This window comes from Streptomyces buecherae (assembly GCF_014295035.1).
In the GTDB taxonomy this organism is placed as follows: Bacteria; Actinomycetota; Actinomycetes; order Streptomycetales; family Streptomycetaceae; genus Streptomyces; species Streptomyces youssoufiensis.
In genome coordinates, this window is record NZ_CP060404.1 from 8365307 (window position 1) to 8384942 (window position 19636).

Annotated in this window: 15 protein-coding genes; 5 read left to right on the plus strand and 10 right to left on the minus strand. The window is 74.6% G+C overall.

Annotated elements, in window-relative coordinates; translation table 11 throughout:
• Positions 1-17: 17 nt before the first annotated feature.
• From H7H31_RS33190 to H7H31_RS33220, 7 genes are all read right to left on the minus strand, one after another.
• Positions 18-1403, minus strand: a complete 1386-nt coding sequence (locus tag H7H31_RS33190; RefSeq protein WP_187061299.1) for an aldehyde dehydrogenase family protein — start codon at positions 1401-1403, stop codon at positions 18-20.
• A gap of 95 nt (positions 1404-1498) precedes the next feature.
• Entirely contained in the window at positions 1499-3268 is a 1770-nt protein-coding gene (locus tag H7H31_RS33195) for an asparagine synthetase B family protein (protein WP_187061300.1), read from the minus strand.
• Between the two features lie 148 nt (positions 3269-3416).
• On the minus strand, positions 3417-3938 hold the full coding sequence (locus H7H31_RS33200) for a hypothetical protein (protein WP_187118198.1): 522 nt from the start codon (positions 3936-3938) through the stop codon (positions 3417-3419).
• 82 nt (positions 3939-4020) lie between these two features.
• Positions 4021-4911, minus strand: a complete 891-nt coding sequence (locus tag H7H31_RS33205; protein WP_187061150.1) for a hypothetical protein — start codon at positions 4909-4911, stop codon at positions 4021-4023.
• Complete coding sequence (locus H7H31_RS33210) at positions 4908-5996, minus strand: hypothetical protein (protein ID WP_187061151.1); 1089 nt, start codon at positions 5994-5996, stop codon at positions 4908-4910. Before H7H31_RS33210 ends, H7H31_RS33205 begins: the two co-directional genes overlap by 4 nt.
• Positions 5993-7009: a hypothetical protein gene (locus tag H7H31_RS33215; protein ID WP_187061152.1), complete on the minus strand. Its 1017-nt coding sequence runs from the start codon at positions 7007-7009 to the stop codon at positions 5993-5995. The genes H7H31_RS33210 and H7H31_RS33215 overlap by 4 nt, the downstream gene beginning before the upstream one ends.
• A complete protein-coding gene (locus tag H7H31_RS33220) occupies positions 7006-7788 on the minus strand; it encodes a cupin domain-containing protein (RefSeq protein ID WP_232110215.1) in 783 nt (260 codons plus the stop codon). Before H7H31_RS33220 ends, H7H31_RS33215 begins: the two co-directional genes overlap by 4 nt.
• Positions 7789-8141: 353 nt before the next feature.
• Between H7H31_RS33220 and H7H31_RS33225 the strand changes: the two genes are divergently transcribed.
• Positions 8142-8954, plus strand: a complete 813-nt coding sequence (locus tag H7H31_RS33225; RefSeq protein ID WP_187061154.1) for an SAM-dependent methyltransferase — start codon at positions 8142-8144, stop codon at positions 8952-8954.
• A 158-nt stretch (positions 8955-9112) separates the two neighbouring features.
• Here the strand turns inward: H7H31_RS33225 and H7H31_RS33230 are convergent, their stop codons facing one another.
• Complete coding sequence (locus tag H7H31_RS33230; RefSeq protein ID WP_197995982.1) at positions 9113-10399, minus strand: trypsin-like serine peptidase; 1287 nt, start codon at positions 10397-10399, stop codon at positions 9113-9115.
• Between the two features lie 350 nt (positions 10400-10749).
• Between H7H31_RS33230 and H7H31_RS33235 the strand changes: the two genes are divergently transcribed.
• Both H7H31_RS33235 and H7H31_RS33240 read left to right on the plus strand, forming a co-directional pair.
• Positions 10750-11721: an NAD-dependent epimerase/dehydratase family protein gene (locus H7H31_RS33235; protein ID WP_187061155.1), complete on the plus strand. Its 972-nt coding sequence runs from the start codon at positions 10750-10752 to the stop codon at positions 11719-11721.
• 379 nt (positions 11722-12100) lie between these two features.
• Positions 12101-13303: a lactonase family protein gene (locus tag H7H31_RS33240; protein ID WP_187060154.1), complete on the plus strand. Its 1203-nt coding sequence runs from the start codon at positions 12101-12103 to the stop codon at positions 13301-13303.
• Between the two features lie 213 nt (positions 13304-13516).
• Here the strand turns inward: H7H31_RS33240 and H7H31_RS33245 are convergent, their stop codons facing one another.
• Both H7H31_RS33245 and H7H31_RS33250 read right to left on the minus strand, forming a co-directional pair.
• Positions 13517-14032 carry a lytic polysaccharide monooxygenase auxiliary activity family 9 protein gene (locus tag H7H31_RS33245; RefSeq protein ID WP_187060155.1) on the minus strand — a complete coding sequence of 172 codons (516 nt, stop codon included), beginning with the start codon at positions 14030-14032 and terminating at the stop codon, positions 13517-13519.
• Between the two features lie 369 nt (positions 14033-14401).
• Entirely contained in the window at positions 14402-15925 is a 1524-nt protein-coding gene (locus H7H31_RS33250) for a glycosyl hydrolase family 18 protein (RefSeq protein ID WP_187060156.1), read from the minus strand.
• 609 nt (positions 15926-16534) lie between these two features.
• Here H7H31_RS33250 and H7H31_RS33255 point away from each other — a divergent pair.
• Together H7H31_RS33255 and H7H31_RS33260 are read left to right on the plus strand one after the other, a co-directional pair.
• The gene (locus tag H7H31_RS33255; RefSeq protein WP_187059666.1) at positions 16535-17419 is read left to right on the plus strand and encodes a protein kinase family protein; all 885 of its coding nucleotides are present in this window, start codon (positions 16535-16537) and stop codon (positions 17417-17419) included.
• A gap of 4 nt (positions 17420-17423) precedes the next feature.
• A complete protein-coding gene (locus tag H7H31_RS33260; protein WP_187118199.1) occupies positions 17424-19616 on the plus strand; it encodes a protein kinase domain-containing protein in 2193 nt (730 codons plus the stop codon).
• Positions 19617-19636 lie beyond the last annotated feature (20 nt).

Sequence of the window (19636 nt, forward strand, 5' to 3'; positions counted from 1 at the left end):
GCGGGCGGCGGCGAAGGCTAGGAGCGGGCCGGGCCGAGCGCCAGCCTGGCCGTGATCGTCTTGGGCCGCTGGTACTCGTGCAGCGCCAACACGCTCAGGTCCGTGCCCCCTCCCGACGCGCCCCTGCCCCCGTGCGGCAACTCGGCCGTCTGCACGAGGTGGCAGTTCACCCACGCCTCGCCCGCGTTCAGCCGGCCCGCCACGTCGAGCCCGAGCCCGATGTCCCGCGTCCACACGCTCGCCGCCAACGCCTGCGGCACCCCGCACGCCATGCGCATGGCCGCCTCCACGTCGGGCGCCCATTGCACGGTCAGCAGCGGCCCGAACACCTCCTGTACGACGGCCGGATCGTCGTCCGGCAGGTCGGCCAGCACCCGCGCCCCGCGCCAGAAGCCGCCCGCCTCCCCGGCACCGGGCGCCACCGCGGCGACCACGTCGCGCTTCGCGCGCGAGGCCGCCACCAGGTCGTCGTAGCGCGCGGCCTGGTCGGCGTTGTTCAGCGGCCCGAAGTCGCGACCGGCCACCCGCTGGGCCATGGCCCGCGTCAGGTGCTCGACGGCCGCCTCGTAGTTGTCGCGCAACGTGATCACCCGGGCGGGCGCCGCGCAGCTCTGGCCCGCGTTGTACGTGACCGCCCGGGCCAGCTCCGCCCAGGTGTCCTCGGGCGCGTCGGGCAACACCACCGCCGGGGCGTTGCCGCCGAGTTCAAGGCTGACCCGCCGGGCTCCGGCCCGGGCCGCCACGTCGGCGCCGGCCGCCTCGCTGCCGGTGAACGCCACCATGTCGACAGCGGCCTCGACCAGCAGCCGGCCCGTGGTCCGATCACCGGGCAGGGCCTGGAGCACGCCGGGGCCCAGCGCCTGGTCGGCGTGGTCGGCCAGCAGCGCCAGCGCGTCGGGCGTGGTCTCCGCCGGCTTGGCCACCACCACGTTCCCCGCGGCCAGCGCGGGCGCGCACCGCCAGGCCGCCATCATCAGCGGGTAGTTCCACGGCACGATCACCCCCACCACACCCAGCGGCTCCCACCGCACCCAGCTCTCGTGCCCGGCCACCAGGCGCCCGGCGGCCGGGGTGAGTTGGGCGCGGGCCGCCGACGCGTAGAACCGCAGCAGGTCGGCGACCTGCTCCAGCTCGCCGGCCGCCTCCGTCGCGGGCTTGCCCGTACCCGCCCGCTCCCGCGCCACGTACGCGTCGGCGTTCTCCTCGACCAGCGCGGCGAGCCGCTCCAGCCGGCGCGCACGCTCCCTCGGCGTCAGCGCGCGCCAGGCGGGCCAGGCCGCGCGCGCCGCGGCCACCGCGTGGCCCACCTCCTCCTCGCGCCCCGGGCTCGCTACGCCCCGCACGCGCCCGGTACGGGGATCGACCAGTGACAGGGTCGCCGCGCCCGATGTCGGGTTGCTCATGACTCATCCTCCAGGTGTCGATACGTCCAACCCACCCGGCCCGGCACCCCGGGCCGCGCCACGCCCCGGGGCCCACCGGCCCGAGCGGCCGCGCCTCACAACTCGTAGGAGCGCAACCACAGTTCGAGGGTGAGCGCCAGCCACACCTTGCCGCCCTGCCGGGGGAGCAGGGTGCCGTCGCCGCGCATCCAGGCGCGCACCGTCTCTGGCCGGAACAGGCCCCGCCGCCGCGCGGCCGAGCCGAGCAGCAGGTCGCCACCCAGCTCGCGCAGCGGCCCGCTCAGCCACTGCTGCACCGGCACCCGCATCCCGCTCTTGGGCCGGTCCACGACGGTGGCCGGCAACAGGTCCCGCACGGCCTCCTTCAACACCCACTTCTCCACGGTCCCGCGCAGCTTCAACCGGGGCGGCGTGGCGAAGGCGTGGTCGACGACCCGCCGGTCGAACAGCGGCGCCCGCCCCTGTATCCCCTGGGACGCGGTCAGCCGCTCCACCTTGGTCAGGATGTGGTGCGCGCCCTTGGTCCGCAGGTTGCAGTGCAACAACTGGTTGAGCAGGTACTCCATCCGCCCCGGCCCGGTCAGGTACGGCTCGACGAACCGCTGCGGGGCGGGCGCGTCGACCAGCGCCCGCAGCGCGTCGGCGGTCAGCAACTCCGGCAGGTCGCTCCAGCACTTGCGGTACGAGCGCAGGTACGCGGTGGCGCGGTCCTCGCCGCCCCCCAGCGGGTCGCGGTGCATCTCGTGGACGAGCATCGGCAGGTTCTTCGGGCCGCCGAAGACCGGATCGCCACCCTCCCCGTTCAGCACCACGCGCAGCCCGTCGCCCGCCACCGCCTCGGCGAGCATCAGGTTGGGCACCGTCAACGGGTCGCCCACCGGGCTGTCGAGCAGCGCCGCCGCGTCCGCGAGCCGCGCGGCCACCGCGTCGCCGGAGACCGTGAGCACCCGGTGCCGGGTGTGGCAGTGCGCGGCGACCAGCCCCGAGTAGCCCAGCTCGTGCGGGAGTTCATCGCCGAAGCTGATCGAGTACGTGTGTACCGGTTGGTCGTGCGCCTTCGCGGCCAGCGCCGTCACCAGCGAGCTGTCGATCCCGCCGGACAGCAGCACGCCGACGGCCTCGCCCGCCGGCAGCCGTCGCGCCGTCGCCTCCTCCAACGCCGCCCGCAGGGCCAGCACGTACTCCGAGGGGTCCGCCGGCTCCGGGTCGGCCACGCGCTCACGCGGCTCCCAGTACACCCGCTCGGTGACGGCACCCGACGCCGACAGCCGCACCACGCGCCCCGGCAGCACCTCGTGCACGTCGCGCAGCAGCGTCTCGTCGCCGGGCAGATAGGCGAAGGTCAGGAACGAGCGGACGGCCGCCAGGTTCACGCCGGTGCCGAGCGCCGGCCAGCGGCGCAGCGCCCGCAGCGACGACGACGCGGCCCAGCAGCCGTCGGCCCGGGCGTAGAACAGGGTGCGCGCCCCGACGTGGTCGCGGATCAGCAACAGGTCGGCGCCGTCCCGGACGGCGAGCGCGAACATGCCCTCGGCCAGCGCGACGCCCGCCTCCCCGAGCCGGGCCCAGCAGCGCAGCAACAACTCGCCGTCGGAGCAGCCGGGCGGCGGCACGTCACCGGCCGCCGCCAGCACGGCACACAGCTCCGCGCGGTTGTGCACGGTGACCTCGCCGACGCCGGTCAGCCCGTGCGCGGCGAAGGGACCATCCGCGTGGCCGTGCTCGGAGACGACCAAGCCGAGCCCGGGCGCCATCGCGTCCGCCGGGAAGGCGCCGACCGGCCTGCCCGGGGTGGCGCCCATCGCGGCGAGGTGGCCGCGGGCGCGTTCGGTGTCGGGCGCCAGACAGGCGCACAGGCGAGCCATGTCAGGCTCCTCTCCTCGTCCGCGTGCTCGACCGACGGGCGAGCCAGTGGGTGGATGGCTGGGTGAGGGGACGGGTGGGCGCGGCGTACGTCGATCGTGTCGCGCGTGTCACCCGCGGGTTCGCACGGGGGTGGGAAGCGGGGGCGGGTCAGCCGAAGTCGTCGTCGCTCCAGCCGCCGTCGTCCGCCTCCCAGTCCCCCTCCCAGCCCGCTTCCTCCTCGCCGCCCAGGCCGACCTCGCCGCCACCGCCGCCCGAGCCCTGGGCCGCCTGTTGCTGCCGTAGCGCCTCCTCCTCCGCCGGCGTCAGGTACGGCGGGGGGAGCTGCGCGGCGGTGACGGCCAGACCGGCCACGCCGAGCGCGGCCAGCGCGGCACCGGTCCGGCCGCCGAACGACGTCCGGTTGACGAGCATGGTCTCGCCCCGGCCCCACACCGTCCGGCCGTAGCCGATGTCCCGTGCGTAGACCACCCGCCCGTCGGCGTAGGCGCGCTTGATGACGCGCTGGCCCAACTGTTCGTCGGTGCCCGCCGCGCCCCGGTCGTCGTGCCAGTGCACCAGTCCGTCGTCCCCGCGTCGGCGCCACTCCTGGCGGCCGTCCTCGTACGCGCGGTGGACGCTGCCGTCGGCGAGCAGCTCGTCCGTGTAGCCGATGTCACGTGGCCGAATCATGATCTGGGGTCCTCGGGTGTGCGGTCGACGGTGGGCGGGCGGTGTCCCGGGCAGCGCGCGGCGCCGGGCGTACCGAGCGGTCTCACGGCGTCGGCCAGGTGAGGAAGCCGGCGGCACGCAGGTCACGCAGCTCGTTCCAGACCGACGGCCGTGGCGGGCGCGGCCCGCGCGTGCGGCGCAGCACCGCGCGCAGCAGCCGATCCGGCGGTACGGCGGCGAGCTGCGCGAACCGGCCGCGCGCCAGCCAGGCCGCCTCGCGTGGGCGCAGCCCCCTGGGCAGCGGTTCGGGCAGCGCCACCGGGCCCCGGGCCCGCCCGGAGGTCAGGTGCAGCGCGGCGGCGTGTCGCGGTACGAGCCCGAGCGAGGAGACCCGCACTCCCGGCACCGGGCCGAGCCCGGCCCGCAGCCGGGCGGGCAGCGCGACGCCGGCCGGGCTCGCGTCGTGCAGGACGTACACGGTGGCGCCCTCCGCCCGCTCCAGGGCGGCCACCAGGCGGGCGTCGAGCGGCCAGCACTCCTCGGCGGCCACGACCGGGCAGCCGGCCTCCAGGTGCACGTGGTTGGCGACCAACATGCGGGCCAGTGAGCGGTCCTGGCAGACCAGCAGCCGCGGCAGCCCGTAGTCGTACAGGTCGGGCTCCCGGGCCTGGCCCGCCCCGGGGCCGGCCGCCGCCCCGATCTCGGCCTGGCTCAACAGGCCCGGCACCGCCGTCTCGCGGGTCCGCAGCGCCCGCGTGAAGTGGGGCAGCCGCAGGGAGGGCGCGGGGGAGTGCGGCAGGCGGCCCATCAGGGTGGGCGCGGGCCACAGGACGCGACACGTCGCGTAGTAGAGCTGACGCTCGGTGAAGCGAATGCCGCCGGGCGCGGCGGCGCGCGCCGCGGCCACGGTGATCGCCCGGTCGACGACCCGCGTCGCGAGCCCGCGGCCCGCCGCCTGTTCCTGGTGCCCGGCCGGCACGCCTGGCGCTGTCATGGGGTCGTCCTGCCCTTCGTGTCAGCGGCGCCGGGAGCGGCGGGCCAGGTCATGAAGCCGGTCGTGGCGGCGCGTCGCTGCCGCGGGTCGCCCGCGATCCGGCCCTGCTGCACGGCCTGCTCCACCGCGCGCTCGACCACGTGCACCAACCGCGCCGGGGGCACCGCGGCGATCGGGTACCACCAGCCGTCGGCCAGCCAGTCGGCCAACGTCAACGGCAGCCCGGCCGCCGTGCGCAGATGCGCCGAGCTGACCCCCGACGGCTCGCTCAGCCGCCGCACGAGCCGCCTGTCGCGGGCCGTGCGCACCGAGAGACCGGCGTCGACGACCACCCGGCCGGGCAGCGTCGCCCGCGTCTCAAGAGCCAGCAACGCGCCCCGCGCGCTCGCGTCGTGCACCACCACGACCGGCACATCGGCGGGCAACTCGTCGACGGTGGGTGCCACCGTCATCTCCAGTCGCCGCGGCAGGCCGTTGACCGAGAGGAAGGCGACGACGGCCCGGTCGGAGCAGAGCAACGCGACCCGCGGCACGATCGCCGGCCGCGCCGGGGCGACGTACAGCTCGTCGTCCACGATCCCGGTCGGCAGCGCCCCGTACACCTGCGTCCACCGGCCGCGCATCATCGCGCGGAACGAGGCGTACGAGGGCTCGACGCTCGCCCACGCGGAGCGGGCCGGCGTGTACGAGTCCTGGGCCTTGGCCGCCATGCCGCACACGAACAGGCACGCCATCGCGGCCAGCCACCACTTGAGGCCGGGCTGCACGGGGAGCGCGATCGTGCCCGCGATGACCCCGGCGACCACCGGCGCCACCAGCAGCCAGGCGTACCGGCGCGGCTTGCCACTGGGCAGCCGCGCCTCCGAGTAGTGGTTGCCCGTGTGCGTCAGGTACCAGAACTGGGTGAGGGTCACCTTGAGCCGCCCGTCCTGGGTGACCTGCTGGGCCCGGCGCCGGATGCGCAGGTCGTTCATGCCCCGCCCGTGCACCTTGGGGTCCAGAGCGAACGCGCGCTGGCAACGGGAGCACGTGCTGCCCGGCCGCTCCTTGCGCAACAGCCTCGCCTGGCAGTGCGGACACGTCATGGCGCCCCCTCGTCGGGCCAGGTCAGGAAGCCGACGGTGGCGGCGCGTCCCTGGTCGGCGCTGGCGGCTCGCCCGACCCGCTCGGCGACGCGGCGCACGGCGTCCAGGAGTCGGCCGGGTGGGACCGCGACGAGCGGATACGTCCAGCCCTTACGCAGCCAGGCCAGCTCGTCGGAGGTGTAGTCGCCCACCTCGGCGAGCCGGGACAGCACGGCCCCACCGGGCTGGTGGTCCCGGTAGGGCACCGCGTTGGGCACGCCGCGCACCGCGCGCAACGGCACCCCGGCGTCGATGACCCCGCGCCCCGGCAGCGCCTCGCGCACCCGCCAGGGCAGCAACAGGCCCGGCGCGCTGACGTCGTGCAACACGATGACCGGGCCCCGCGCGGGCACCTCGGGCAGGTCGCGCACCAGCAGCAGGCCGTGGCGCTCCGGCAGCCCCGCCGCGGCGATGAGGGTGGCGACGGACAGGTCGGGACACAGCAGGGTGATGGCCTGTCCGGCGCCGGACAGGCCACCGGGCGCCGGATAGCGCCGGTCCTCCACCACGCCCGGCGGCAACTCGCCGTACACCTGCACCCACGGCTCCAGTACGTCCCTGCGGAACGCGCCAGGCAGCATCTTCGGCCGCCCCTGGTCACGGTCGGCCGCCGCCAGCAGGCACAGCACCAGGGCGAGCAGCGCCAGCACGAAGCCGAAGTAGGCGAGCGGTGCCGGGCCGGCGAAGAACCCGGCTGTGAGCAGGGCCGCGCCGAGCAGCGCCGCGGCGACGTAGGCACCGCCGACGGGGCGGGACCGCAGCGACCTGCGCGACAGGGCGTACCACAGGTGCCCCGGCGTGCACGGCAACCGCCCGTCGTCGGTGAGCTTGGCCACCACCCGACGCACCCGTAGGTCGCTCAGCCCCAGGGGGTTGGTCTTCGGATCGAGCGCGTAGCGCCGCCGACACTTGCCACACACGTTGTGCGGCCGTTCCTTGCGCAGCAGCGACGCGTCGCAGTGCGGGCAGATCACCGCGGGACCTCCAGGGCGCTGGCGATCCTGCGCATGCGCGTGGCCAACCGTTCCCGCACGGTGGTGGTGCCCGTGCCCCGCAGCCGTTGCGCGCCCTCGATGTCGCGCAGCGCCGCGGCGAGCGCCGCGAAGTCGGTGCCGGCACGCGGTACCGTGCCCAGCGGCCCGTCGGCGACGACGGCACCGGCCTCGGCGGGCCCGCCCCCGGAGGCCGCGGCCGAGCGCCGCTCCGCCTCCTGGGCGGTGATCGCGTAGTCCGCGTGGTCGATGCCGTAGCCGGTGTTGGCGGCCAGGATGGTCAGCGGCGCGCCGCCCCGGTTGGCGAACGAGTGGGGCATCATCTCCGGGATACGGATCATGACACCTGGCACCAGCGGGACCTGGGTGACCTCCGCGCGGTCCGCGTCGTAGAGGCCGCAGGCGGCGTGGCCCAGGCTGAGGACGAAGTGCTCGCCGCCGTGCGCGTGCGGCGTGAAGGCGCTGCGCGGGCCGACGACACCCAGTTTGACGGTCGCGTTGGAGGGCCGTTCGGGCGAGGTGGCGGCGTCGCCGACGAGGTAGTGCGCGAACTGGCCGTCGTCGATGAAGCGGAGGAACTCCCGCTCCGGCCCCAGTTCCCGGACGCCGTCCCGGTCAGCGAAGACGATGCCGCCCCCGGGCAGCAGCCCGTACAACTCCACGCCGTCCGGCAGCCTGCCGGCCAGCCGCCGCATGCGCCGCGGCCCCGCACCGTCGAGCCATCCTGATGAGACGTCAAAACGCGAACTCGTTTGCGACATGCTGGACACCAAGCCCCCCGTGGTCCCGTGTGCGCAGCCGTATCGTAAGGCGCTGATCGCCGGCAGCGGGAGCGGGCGGGCCGATTCTCGGCAACAACCTGCGGGCCCCGCCCACCGCGCGACCCACCGCCGCCCGCCGGAACGCCGCACTCCGCCGGGACTCCGCCATGGCGCCGCACGCACGCGACGGGGCGGACGCGGCCGGCGGCCCGCCGCGCGATACGGTGCGCAACCGACGGCTTACGTTCGGTGGCGCGCCCTTCCCTCGTAACGCCCCACGGGGGAGAGCGCGGTTGGCGACGGGGACCGCGCCCCGGGGCCGGGCCGGACTCTCGTGGCAGGGAAGGCAGGGCATGACGAGGAACGACCGCGCACGTTTCCCGCTGGACACCTCCACGGCCCACCCGGCCCGGGTGTACGACTACCTGCTGGGAGGCAAGACCAACTACCCCGCGGACCAGGACGCCGCACGGGCGATGCGGAGCGTCTGGCCGTCCCTACCGGTCTCGATGTGGCAGAACCGGGACTTCATGGCCCGGTCGGTGGCCCACCTCGCGCGCGAGCGCGGCATCCGCCAGTTCCTCGACATCGGCACCGGCATCCCCACCCTCCCCAACCTGCACGAGGTGGCCCAGGGCATCGCACCCGAGAGCCGGGTGGTCTACGTGGACAACGACCCGATCGTGCTGGCCCACGCCCAGGCCCTGCTGGACAGCACCCCGCAGGGCCGCACCAGCTTCCTCCGGGCCGACCTCCGCGACCCGGAGTCCATCATCGACTCCCGGGAGGTGCGCGACACGCTCGACCTGTCCCAGCCGACCGCCCTGAGCGTCATCGCGGTCGTCCACTTCCTCGACGACCGTGACGATCCGTACGGCATCGTGCGGCGGCTGATGGAGCCGCTGCCCAGCGGCAGTTTCCTGGCCCTGACCACGGCCACGGCGGACTCCGCGCCGGACCAGATGACCGGCGTGGCGCGGGAGTACGCCCGGCGCGGCATGACCCTGCGGCTGCGGTCCCACGAGCGGTCCCGGGCCTTCTTCGCCGGTCTCGACCTGGTGGATCCCGGAGTGGTGCTGGTGCACCACTGGCACCCCGGCCCGGGCCAGGCCACCGTCCGGGACGCGGACGTCGCCATGTACGGCGGGGTGGCGCGCAAGCTGTGAGCGGGGCCCGGGGCCCCACGGCTCACGTGACGGGACGGCCCGGCGCGACGGGAGGCTGGTCCCGCCGCGCCGGGCACCGGCGCCACCCCTGTGGGCGTCCGTGCGCAGGGCAGGGTCAGCCACAGGGGGTGGCGGTGTGCGGTGCGATGGGGTGGGGGTTACGCGGCTGCTGCGGGCGCGCGTTGGGTGTTGTCGATGTCACCCTTGATCTGGTCGTACACCAGCGAGATCCGGGTGCCCCAGTTGGGGCAGCCGCCCAGGTGGTGCAGGGCGATGACCTTGTGCGACGAGGCGGCCAGCACCGGTGAGCCCGAGTTGCCGCCGGACGTGTCGCACCGGTAGCCGGTGTTGACGCCGGACGACACGACGTCGATCTTGCAGGTGGCGCCGCCCTGCGTCTCCTCGTAGAGGGAGAGCCGCTTGGGCGTGGTGTCGCCGTGACCCGGGATGTAGATGCGCTCGCCGGCCTTGGGGGTGCGCGGGTCGAGGTAGAGCGTGCCGTACTTCTGGATGCTCTCGAAGCTGTTGACGCTGAACAGCGCGTAGTCGAGATCGGACAGGGCGCTCAGCTTGATCAGTTGCTGGCCGCTCACCTTGGTGCCGGGGCCCGGGTTGTTGCCGCCGCAGGTCGCGCACTGGTAGTCGAACTGGAACTCGCTGGCGCGCAGGTCCGCGGCGCTCTCCATGCAGTGCTGGTTGGTGAGCATGCGGTTGGTGTTGCCCACCCGCCATGCCGTGCAGTGTCCCGTGCCCCTGAGCAACTGGCGGGCGACGGCGTTGCCACGGGCGTACTCGGTGGGGTGGCTGGTCCGGTAGCAGGCCACGTCCCGGCGCGCGTCCGTGCCGCACACGCTCCGGGTGGACGGGGCGCGCGCGGCCCGCTCGGCGGCGTCGAAGCCGCGGAAGTGCTTGTCGATCCGCACGCCGTAGCCGCGGCGCGCCAGTGGCTCGGCGTCCCGCGCCCCGGTCGCGTGCAGGGTCACGACCGCGGTGTCGCCGTCGATCGACAGGGCCGCGAACCCGGAGTCGCCGTGCACGGTGTAGTCCGAGCCCCGGTCCCGGTCGGCGTAGTACGTGTGCACCTCGCGCCGGTCGGGGGAGGCCACCGTCACCCGGTCGTCGCCGGCGAGCTTGAGCGAGGCGAAGTGCACCTTGACGTAGGACGCGCCGGGTGAGCGGATCTCCGTGCTCCAGGAGCGCCCGGCGTCGCCGTAGCGCAGCGAGCGCTCGCTCGCCCGCTCGGTGCCGGCCGCGGAGGGCGCGGGAGCCGAGGCGGGGTTGGCCGAGGTGGGGTTGGTCGAGCGGGCGGCAGAGGCCGCGGCCGGGGCGGCGTCCGACCGGGCCGCGGACGCCTGCGGAGAGGCGGGGCCGAAGCTGACGGCCACGAGACCGGTCGCCGCGACGGCGAGACCGGCCAGGCGGCCCCAGCGTCTGGTGGAAACCATCACACACTCCTTCGTGGGGGAGGAATCGGTGTCCGGCGAGCGCCGATCGTTCTCCTTCCCGCGCGTGACCGTGCGCCGCCGGTGCGGAGCCTTGCACACGCGTTCGTTTCAGAGAACTGTCAACGGGCCATAACATTCGGCCAGTTCGGTCCGAGCTCGCCCGCCGCGCGGCTCGCCCACCACGCCATGGCGCCCCCTCGCGCGCCCGGCCGCGCGACCAGCCGTCCCACGGGCCGGCCCGAGCACCCCCGCCACCGGGCCGTTGTCGAGACGGGATCGAGCCAACCGCCGGTCAAGTGGCCCGCGTTCGCCCAGGGGATCGGCGGGCGCGCGCGTTAGGGTCAGCCGTCATGCGCGTTCTCGTCTTGGGTGGCACGTCGTTCGTGGGCCGTGCGGTGGTCGAGGAGGTCCTGCGCCACGACGTGCGGGTGACGCTCTTCGGCCGGGGGAGAACCGGGACGGACCTCTTCCCGCGGCTCACCCGGCTCATCGGCGACCGGGACACCGGCGACTACCGGGCCCTAGACCTGGGGCGTTGGGATGCCGTGGTCGACGTCAGCGGCTACGTGCCCCGCCACGTGGGACAGGCGATGGACGCCCTGCGGGAGCGGGTCCACCGGTACCTGTTCATCTCCAGCCACGCCGTCTACCAACAGACGGGCGTCGGACCCGGCTCGGACGAGGACACGCCGCGCCGCGCGCCGTTCCGCGCCACCGAGGAGATCGACGGCGAGACCTACGGGCGGCTCAAGGTGGCCTGCGAGGACGACGTATGGGCACGCTACGGCGAGCGGGCGACCATCGTGCGCCCCGGCAGGGTGGCCGGCCCCCACGACCCGTCGGACACCTTCACCTACTGGGTGCGCCGGGCCGCCCGCGGCGGGCGGGTGGCGCTGCCGGCCGATCCGGAGCAGCCGGTCCAGATCGTGGACGCCCGGGACCTCGCGCGCCTGGTGGTACGGCTGGTCCTGGACGACCGGCCGGGGGCGTTCACGGCGGTGGGGCCGGCCGAACCCGTCACGCTCGGCGGCCTGATCGCCACCTGCGGGCGGGTGGCCGGAACCGTTCCGGAGATCGTGCGGGTGCCGGCGGAGTCCGCGCCGCCGATGTTCCCGCTGGTGCGTCCGGTGTGGTCCTCCCAGCAGCGCAGCGCGGCGCGCGCCCGGGCGGCGGGGCTGACGGCGACACCGCTCGCGGTGACGGTCGCGGACGTGCTCGCCTGGGACCGCGAGCGCGGCACCCCGCCGATGAACCTCGGCTTCACCCCGCACGAGGAGGCCGCGCTGCTCGCCGGCCTGGACGGCCGCGCCACCGCCGGCTGAGCCACCGCCAGCCGACCCGCACAGCGCGAGGGAGCCGCCCCGAGGCACACGCTGACGCGTGAGCGCGTGAGCGCGTGCCCCGGCCGCACGGCCACCGCCTGCCCGTCGGGTGCCAGGCGCCAGGACCCGGCCGCCGAGCACCGGCCGTCGCCCGGCCCGCGAGCGTCCCCGTGCCCGTGTCCCGTGCCCGTCTCGCCGGCACCCGCCGCCACGTGCGTGGCGCCGACACACCCTTGTGGGCGTTGCCTTGGCGCTAATTGGTCTGTACCTAAGCAGCGAGAGGCAGCACGCTTCTTGACCAAGCCATGTCATCTGCCGTCGCACACGCCACCCCTGCCCCAGGCACACCCCCCAGCCCCAGGTACGAAAGGTGCCCATCATGTCCCCACACCGCTCGGAGCACCCCCTCCGCACCGGCCTCGGTATCGGACGCCGTTCGTTCGTCGGGTCGCTCGGCGCCGGCGTGTTGGGCGCCGCCGTGCTCGGCGGATCGTCCGCCGCGCAGGCCCTGCCGGCGCCCGCCACCGGCGGGCGCGCCACGGCCGCGTCGCGCTACGCGTTCCTCGGCACGTACGGCAGCGGAATCATCACCTGCGTGTACGACACCACGACCGGCGCGCTGACCAGGAAGAGCGCGTTCGCCGCGGTGACCGACCCGTCCTTCCTCGCCCTGGCACCCTCCGGCAAGGTGCTCTACGCGCTGGACAGCGCCGGCCGCGAGGGGGCGGTCCGCGCGTTCACCATCGGCGCGGGCGGCCGGTTGGCGGCGCTGGGCCGGGCCCAGTCCACCGGCGGCGCCAACGTCACCCACCTCGCGGTCCACCCCAGCGGGCGCTACCTGCTCAGTGCCAACTACGGCGCCGGCAGCGTGGCCGCGCACGCCCTGGGCGGCGATGGTCGTGTGGGCGCGCGCACCTCACTCGTCCAGCACGTCGGCTCCGGCCCCGACCCCGAGCGCCAGGAGGGGCCGCATGCGCACCAGATCCTCACCGACCCCAAGGGCGCCTACGTCTTCGCCGTCGACCTCGGCACGGACACGGTGTACACCTACCAGCTCGGTCCGGGCGGCACGCTGCGGCCGGTGTCCGAGGCCAAGTCGGTGCCCGGCGCCGGCCCCCGCCACATGGTGTTCCACCCCACGGCCCCCTACGCGTACGTGGCCAACGAGCTGAACAGCACCATCACCGTCTGCTCCTACGACCCGTCCACCGGCGTCCTCACCAACGGCGACAGCCAACCCACCCTGCCCGACGGCACCGACCCCGGCACCCGCAACTACCCCTCCGAGGTGACGATCTCGGCCGACGGCCGCTTCGTCTACCTGTCCAACCGTGGCCACGAGAGCATCGCGCGGTTCGCCGTCACCGGCGGCGGCGCCGGCCTGCGGCTCCTCGACACCGTGCCGTGCGGGGGCTCCTGGCCCCGGCACATCAGCCTCTCGCCGGCGGGCAACCTGCTGTTCTCGGGCAACCAGTACGGCAAGACGATCGGCACGTTCACCGTCAACAAGGAGACCGGCGCCCTCACCCGCTCCGGCCCCCCGTTCGCCACCGTCTCCGTCGGCTGCGTCCTGCCGACCTGACCGCGCCGCGCGCCTGTTCGCGCGCGACGGGAAACCGAGCGCCAGACCCGACGCCACCTGGGAGCGCCCCGCGGCTGAACAAGCCGCGGGGCGCTCCGGGGTTGGGTCTCGCCGCGTGACCAGGCTGGCCGACACCGCTCCGACACCGCCACGGACGGGCCGTGGCCGGGCTGTGTCGGGGGGTTGGGCGAGGCGAGCTGGTGTGCGCTCGTGCTAGCTGATGTTGACGTCCACGCAGGCGTAGAAGGCGTTGGCGGTGTCGGCGATGTTCCATATCGCCAGCACCTTCTGCTTGCCGGAGATGTTGCCGAAGTTGACCTGGTGGGTCACCGTCGAGCCAGGCTGTGCACCGCCGTCGTTGAACTCGGCGACCTTGGTGCTGCCCACGTAGTACTGCCAGGTGCTGGTGGCGTGGCGGGCGGTCAGTCGCCAGTTGAAGCTGGTGGTGCGGCTGACGGGGGTGACCTTCCAGCCCTTGCTGTTGTCGTCCAGCTCGGAGAAGCGGCCGTTGCCACCGCTGCAACTCCGCAGCCCCTTGGGGCCTTCCACGCTCTGCGGCTCGTACTTGATGGGCCCGCAGGCGATGGTGCCGGCCGCGCACTGGGCCTGCCGGCTGGGGGGCGAGGAGATGTAGCCGTGGGCGCTGGCCGTGCCGGAGGGCAGGCAGACCGCCAGGAGCGGCGCGATGGCCGCGCCGAGGGTGACGGCCAGCTTCTTCTTACCGTGCATGTCGGCTCCTTCGGTGGGGGGCCCGCCGTGGGCGGGCGATGGTCGCGGGAGGCACGGGCGCGGCATGTCAGGGGCGACCGGGTGGGGGTGCGCGGCTCATCGCCGGCCGGTGCGGCGGCCGACGCCTCCTACTTGGTCTAGACCGTACTGCTTGTCGGGACACGGTCAAGGGGGGTCGGTGCGAAACTTCCGCCGTTGTCGCGGCGGGGCGGGCGCCGGGCGTGGTGGCGCCGTCGCGGCGCGGGTGGCGGCCGTACGGGGCGGCGCGTGCCGCGTACGGGCGCGGGCTCACGTGGGCACGGAGACGGCCGACAGGCGAGTGCCTGCCGGCCGTCCGTGTGCGGTGTGAGGGGCGTTGGGGGTGTCGGGTCAGCAGGCGCCGAGGTCCTGCCAGACGCCCCACTCGCCGGTGGTGCCGGGCTCCTCGCCCACCGTCCACCACTTGGCCTTCCAGGTGTGACCCTGGTGCGAGACCTGCTGGCCGCCGGTGTAGACCGTCTGGGCCGACCAGGGGCTCGCCGAGCACTCGCTGCCGTTGTCGCCGACGACGGTCAGGGTGTACGAGGCCGAGTGGTTCACGTCGGCGCCCGCGCCGTTGACGCTGATCGTGTACGTACCCGACTTCACCTCGGGAGCCGCGGTGAAGGTGAGGGTGGAGGAGTCGCCCGCCGTCACGGAGCGCGGGCTGAGCGAGGTGGCGATGCCCTTCGGCGCGCCGCTGACGGTCAGGTCGATCTTCTGCGCGTCGCCGGCCGTCACGGTCGTCCGCACGGTGGTGGCCGCGGTGCCGCCCGCGGTGACCGAGCCGGACGTCGGCGTCGTCGTCACCGAGAAGTCACTGGTCGGGGGCTTGGTGTCGCTGGTGAACGGCGCGAAGATGCGGCTGAAGTCCCAGGTGTTCTGCTCGATGCCCGAGCAGTCGTTGCGCGCCCCGCCGCCGGGGCAGCCACCGTTGTCCCGCTGGAGCGCCCACATCGACAGCGTGTTGATGCCCTTGCCGACCGCCCAGTTGTACACCTGCCTGGCGTTGGCCAGGGTGAACGTCTCGGCCGGGCCGAAGTCGTCGACGCCCGGCATCTCGGTGACGCCGATCATGCCCCACAGCTGCGCGTCGGTCTTGTCCGGGTAGAGGCGGGCGAGCTGGTCGCGCAACCCCTGGGCCGCGGTCTCGGTGTCCTTGGCCATGTCGTGGGGCTGGTTGTCGTAGTAGTCGAACGTCATGATGTTCGCGACGTCGACCTTCGTACCGTTGCTCACCGCGTTCCGGAGCAGCGCCAGGCCGCTTTCGGCCAGCCCGCGCGTGGTGGTCGGCAGCGTGTACGAGACCTCGAGCTTGCGGCCGTTCTGCGCGGCCCAGTCCTGGACCTTCTTGATGGCCTTGTTGCGCCGGTCGACGCTGGCGGTGTTGTCCAGCGCGTTGACCTCGATGTCCATGTCGAGCCGCGAGATGTCGTAGGTGGTGATCACCTTCTGGTACGCGGCGGCGATCTTGTCGACGTCGTTGCAGCTCTCGGCGATCTCGGTGCCGGTGGTGCCGGCCGTGTAGCCACCGAACGAGGGGATGACGTCGCCGCCCCTCGCCTGGATCGTCTTGATGTCCTCACCGAAGGTGGCCTGGGAGATCGGCGTGCTCGTGCTGCCGTTCCAGTACGGGGTGCAGGAGCCCTTGGCCTCGGTCTGGATGAAGGCCATCGTCAGGTACTTCACGCCGGCTTCCTTGGCCATGGCGGCCGGGCTCTCCCCGGTCCAGGCCTCGAAGTAGGGGGCGAAGACGCGGGGCGGCAGTGGGGTCGCCGCCTCGGCGGTGCCGCCGCCGATCACGGTCATTCCCGCTGCGACCACAGCGGTGACGGTCGCGGCGAGAGCCGCGCGGAGCGAGCGCTTACGTCTCATGATTGTCCAAGCTGAGTGAGAAGGGGCCGCTAGGAATCCCGGTGCGCAGCGGTTGGGGATTATGGAATATCCCTGGCGATATGGGCATGTCAATGGTCTGAACCAAGGTAGGACTAGACCAATTCATGCCCTTATTCCGCCTACCACTCCCGCACCCCCGGCGTCGCCCCACCGTCACCGACGCGTCGCCGAGGCCGCCCAGGGGCCCGCTCCGCCCGTATTACGGGGGCAACGGGCCCCGCGGAGGCCGCGCGCCCAACTCCCCGCGCGGGGTGGCGCGGTGACCCGTGAGGCCCGCGGGACGAGTGAACCACCGAGCCGATTTTCCCTACCCCGACGCGCCACTGAGGCCCTGTCACACGTCGCGCACGGCCCCCGCCGCGTACGGAGACCGGCCGCCGACCCAGCGGGACGCGGTGCGCCAGGCCCCGGTCGGCGCACCAGCCCGCCGCGCCCTGCCCGGCCGCCCGCACCCCGGCCGCGCCCCCGCCCCGCCCCGAGCCCCTGGCGCACCGCCCCGGCCGGGCCGACGACCCCGGCAACCCCCGCCCCGGGGCCTGCGGCGCGCGCCGGTAGGCTCGCCTGCCAACGCGAGCTGAGGGGGCGGCCATGCACGGGTTACAGCCAGCGGACCCACCACGCGTTGGGGAGTACGTCGCCCTCGCCAGACTGGACGCGGCGCGCTCCCCGCGCGTACCGCCGGAGCGCCGCTACCTGGCGCGCGGCGCCGACGGCGAGCGCACCGTCCTCGTCAGCCTGCCCGCGCCGGGCGCCGACCCGGCCCGCTGGGCGGCCGAGGCGCGGTGGGCCAACCAACTGAACCAGCCCGGGTTCTGGCCGGTGGCCGAACTCGGTGGCACCGCCGCCTTTCCCTGGCACGCCTCCCCGTACCAACCCGCCCTCCCGCTGACCGCGGCCCTGACCGCGCACGGCGGCCCGCTGCCCGAGGGCGCGGTGCGCGCCGTCGGCGCCGCGCTGGCCGAGACCCTGGCCTCCGCGCACGTACTGGGCATCACCCACGCCGGCGTGTGCCCCGCCGCTGTCCTGCTCACCGCCTACGGCCCGCTGCTGGCCTGTTTCGGGACGGTACGCGCCGCCGCGCCCGAGGGCACGCCGCGCGCCGGCCTGCCCGGCGTCGACCAGGAGTGCCTGGCCCCGGAGCACCTGGCCGGCGCCCCGGTCGACCCGCGCGGCGACGTGTACGCGCTCGGCGCGGTCCTGGCCTACGCGGCCACCGGCCACGCCGTACCCGAGCGGAGCGAGATCCCCGCCGGGCTGCGCCCGCTCGTCTCGGCCTGCCTGTCGCGTGACCCGGACGGCAGGCCCGAACCGGCGCACATCCTGGCCGAGTTGGCGCCCGGCGCCGCGTACGGAACCCTGACCGCCACGGCGGAGCCGGTGTCACTGCCGGGCCGTGTCGTCGCGGCCCTGGCCACGCAGTCCGCGAACGCGCTCGCCGCCGAACTCCCCACCCACCCCACGGAGGTGCGCTAGCGACATGCTGTCGGCCCTGTTGCACGACGATCCCCACGCCATAGGGCCCTACCGGCTGTTGGCCCGGCTCGGTGGCGGTGGCATGGGCACGGTCTACCTGGCCCGCACGGCGGGCGGGCGCACCGTCGCCGTCAAGACGCTGCACGACCGCCTGGCCGCCCAACCTGCACTGCGCGCCCGCTTCCGGCTGGAGACGGACGTGGCGCGCGTGATCGGCGGGCGGTACGGCGCGGCGGTGCACGACGCCGACCCTTCCGCGCCGCGACCCTGGCTGGCCACGGAGTACGTCATCGGGCCGCCGCTGGACGTCGCCGTACAGGCCGGCGGGGCGCTGCCGGCGCCCGCCGTGCGCGTGGTGGGCGCCGCCCTGGCCGAGGGCCTGGCGCGGTTGCACCGCTCGGAGGCGGTGCACCGCGACCTCAAGCCGTCCAACATCCTGCTCACCGCGACCGGGCCGAGGATCATCGACTTCGGCATCGCCCAGGCGATCGGCGCCGAGCAGTTCACCCAGTTCGGCGACGCCACCGGCACGCCCGCGTTCATGTCACCGGAGCAGGCGGCCGGCCTCGAACACGGAGCGGCCGGCGACGTCTTCGCGCTCGCCGGCGTCCTCGTCTTCGCGGCCTCCGGGCACGGCCCGTTCGGCGCCGGCGGGCCCGCCGAACTCCTCTTCCGCGTCCGCTACGCCGAGCCCGACCTCGGCGGCGTCGACCCCGACCTGGCCCCGGTGCTCGCCCGGTGCCTGGCCAAGGACCCGGCCAACCGGCCCACCCTCGACGAGCTGGCCACCGCACTCGGCGCCGGCGAGGCCCCGCCCTCGTGGGTGGACGCGCTGCCGGACGCCGTGCTCCGGGAGATCGCCCGGCGCGCTGCCGAGGTGTGGCGCACACCGCCGGACCGGCAGCCACCCCCACCACCCGACGCGCCCGCGCCCGCCGCGGCCCCGACCGCCCCCGGCCCCTCGCGGCGCCGGCTGCTCGCGCTGACCGGCGGCGCGGCGCTCGCCGGTGCCGGCCTGACCGGCGGCGGAGTGTGGGCCTGGCTGGCCAACCGGGACACGACGAAGGACGACGCCAGGAAGCCCGGCAAACCCACGGCCACAGCCACGGCCGCGCCGGCCAAGCCCCCCGCCCGACTGTGGACGTTCCCCATCCGCTGCCCGGAGGCGTACGGGGACGTCCTGCCGACCAAGCAGGGGCTCGCCGTACCCGCCGGCATCGTGCTGACCGGTGTCAACGCCGAAAGCGGCGAGGGCACCTGGCAGGCCAACATGGGCGACGGCTGGCGCTGGGCCAGCGACGGGACCAGGGTCTACGCCCTGCGCGAGCACGACGAGGGCCGCTCCCTCGTGCTCGGCGAGATCGACCCCACCAGCGGAAGGCTCACCAAGCCCCGGGTGGACACGACGGACTTCGCCGGCGACGAGGCCCGCAACCAACTCCTGTGCGTCGCCGGAGGCCGCGCCTACCTGACCGCCCGCACGACGTCGGGCAACCGCTGGTACCTCCTGGCCGTCGAACTGCGCACCGGGCGCGAGCACTGGCGCCGCCCCGTGGACGAGCCGGGTGACCAGTACGGGCCACCCTTCCTCGGCGGCTCGGTCACCGGCGAGAACCTGTTCCTGTGGCGCAAGGACCCCTACACCGAAGCCGTCGAGGTGGCGGTGCACGCCACGCGCGACGGCAGGCAGCGGTGGTCGGAGACGGAGGGTTACAGCAGCGTGCCGCCCAGCCGCGTCGTCCGCGACGAGCGGCATGTCTACCTCTGCGACGAGGCGGTGATGGCACGCGACCTGTCCGACGGCGCCCTCGGGTGGCTCTTCGGTGAGAACGGCAGCCGCGACGTCGGCGACAGCGCGGGCGAGGAGCGCGTGTACGGGGCCCCCACCCTCCGCGACGGCGTCCTGTACTGCACCGAGGGCGACCGCGGCGTCGTCGCCGTCGACGCCCTCACCGGCAGCCTCAACTGGCTGGAGAAGGACCTCGACGGGCGACGCCTGAACCGCGACGTGCCACCGGTGATCGGCCGCGAGTACCTCTACAGCCTCGACGACCAGGGACTGCGCGCGGTGGACCTCACCACCCGGCGCGCCGTGTGGACGTACGAGACCGACGCGACCGTGCTCACCCCCGACTACGCGCGCGAGCGCCTGTACGTCCGGGAACTGCGCGAGACCTTCGCCCTGCCCCTGGCCTGAGCCCCCGCCCCGCACCAACC

What these genes read in the sequence shown, in the direction of transcription:
- H7H31_RS33210 (WP_187061151.1), bottom strand. Translation starts at nt 5,996, where the DNA reads ATGACGTGTCCGCACTGCCAGGCGAGGCTGTTGCGCAAGGAGCGGCCG.
- H7H31_RS33195 (WP_187061300.1), bottom strand. Translation starts at nt 3,268, where the DNA reads ATGGCTCGCCTGTGCGCCTGTCTGGCGCCCGACACCGAACGCGCCCGC.
- H7H31_RS33205 (WP_187061150.1), bottom strand. Translation starts at nt 4,911, where the DNA reads ATGACAGCGCCAGGCGTGCCGGCCGGGCACCAGGAACAGGCGGCGGGC.
- H7H31_RS33245 (WP_187060155.1), bottom strand. Translation starts at nt 14,032, where the DNA reads ATGCACGGTAAGAAGAAGCTGGCCGTCACCCTCGGCGCGGCCATCGCG.
- H7H31_RS33240 (WP_187060154.1), top strand. Translation starts at nt 12,101, where the DNA reads ATGTCCCCACACCGCTCGGAGCACCCCCTCCGCACCGGCCTCGGTATC.
- H7H31_RS33190 (WP_187061299.1), bottom strand. Translation starts at nt 1,403, where the DNA reads ATGAGCAACCCGACATCGGGCGCGGCGACCCTGTCACTGGTCGATCCC.
- H7H31_RS33260 (WP_187118199.1), top strand. Translation starts at nt 17,424, where the DNA reads ATGCTGTCGGCCCTGTTGCACGACGATCCCCACGCCATAGGGCCCTAC.
- H7H31_RS33220 (WP_232110215.1), bottom strand. Translation starts at nt 7,788, where the DNA reads ATGTCGCAAACGAGTTCGCGTTTTGACGTCTCATCAGGATGGCTCGAC.
- H7H31_RS33250 (WP_187060156.1), bottom strand. Translation starts at nt 15,925, where the DNA reads ATGAGACGTAAGCGCTCGCTCCGCGCGGCTCTCGCCGCGACCGTCACC.
- H7H31_RS33235 (WP_187061155.1), top strand. Translation starts at nt 10,750, where the DNA reads ATGCGCGTTCTCGTCTTGGGTGGCACGTCGTTCGTGGGCCGTGCGGTG.
- H7H31_RS33200 (WP_187118198.1), bottom strand. Translation starts at nt 3,938, where the DNA reads ATGATTCGGCCACGTGACATCGGCTACACGGACGAGCTGCTCGCCGAC.
- H7H31_RS33255 (WP_187059666.1), top strand. Translation starts at nt 16,535, where the DNA reads ATGCACGGGTTACAGCCAGCGGACCCACCACGCGTTGGGGAGTACGTC.
- H7H31_RS33230 (WP_197995982.1), bottom strand. Translation starts at nt 10,399, where the DNA reads ATGGTTTCCACCAGACGCTGGGGCCGCCTGGCCGGTCTCGCCGTCGCG.
- H7H31_RS33225 (WP_187061154.1), top strand. Translation starts at nt 8,142, where the DNA reads ATGACGAGGAACGACCGCGCACGTTTCCCGCTGGACACCTCCACGGCC.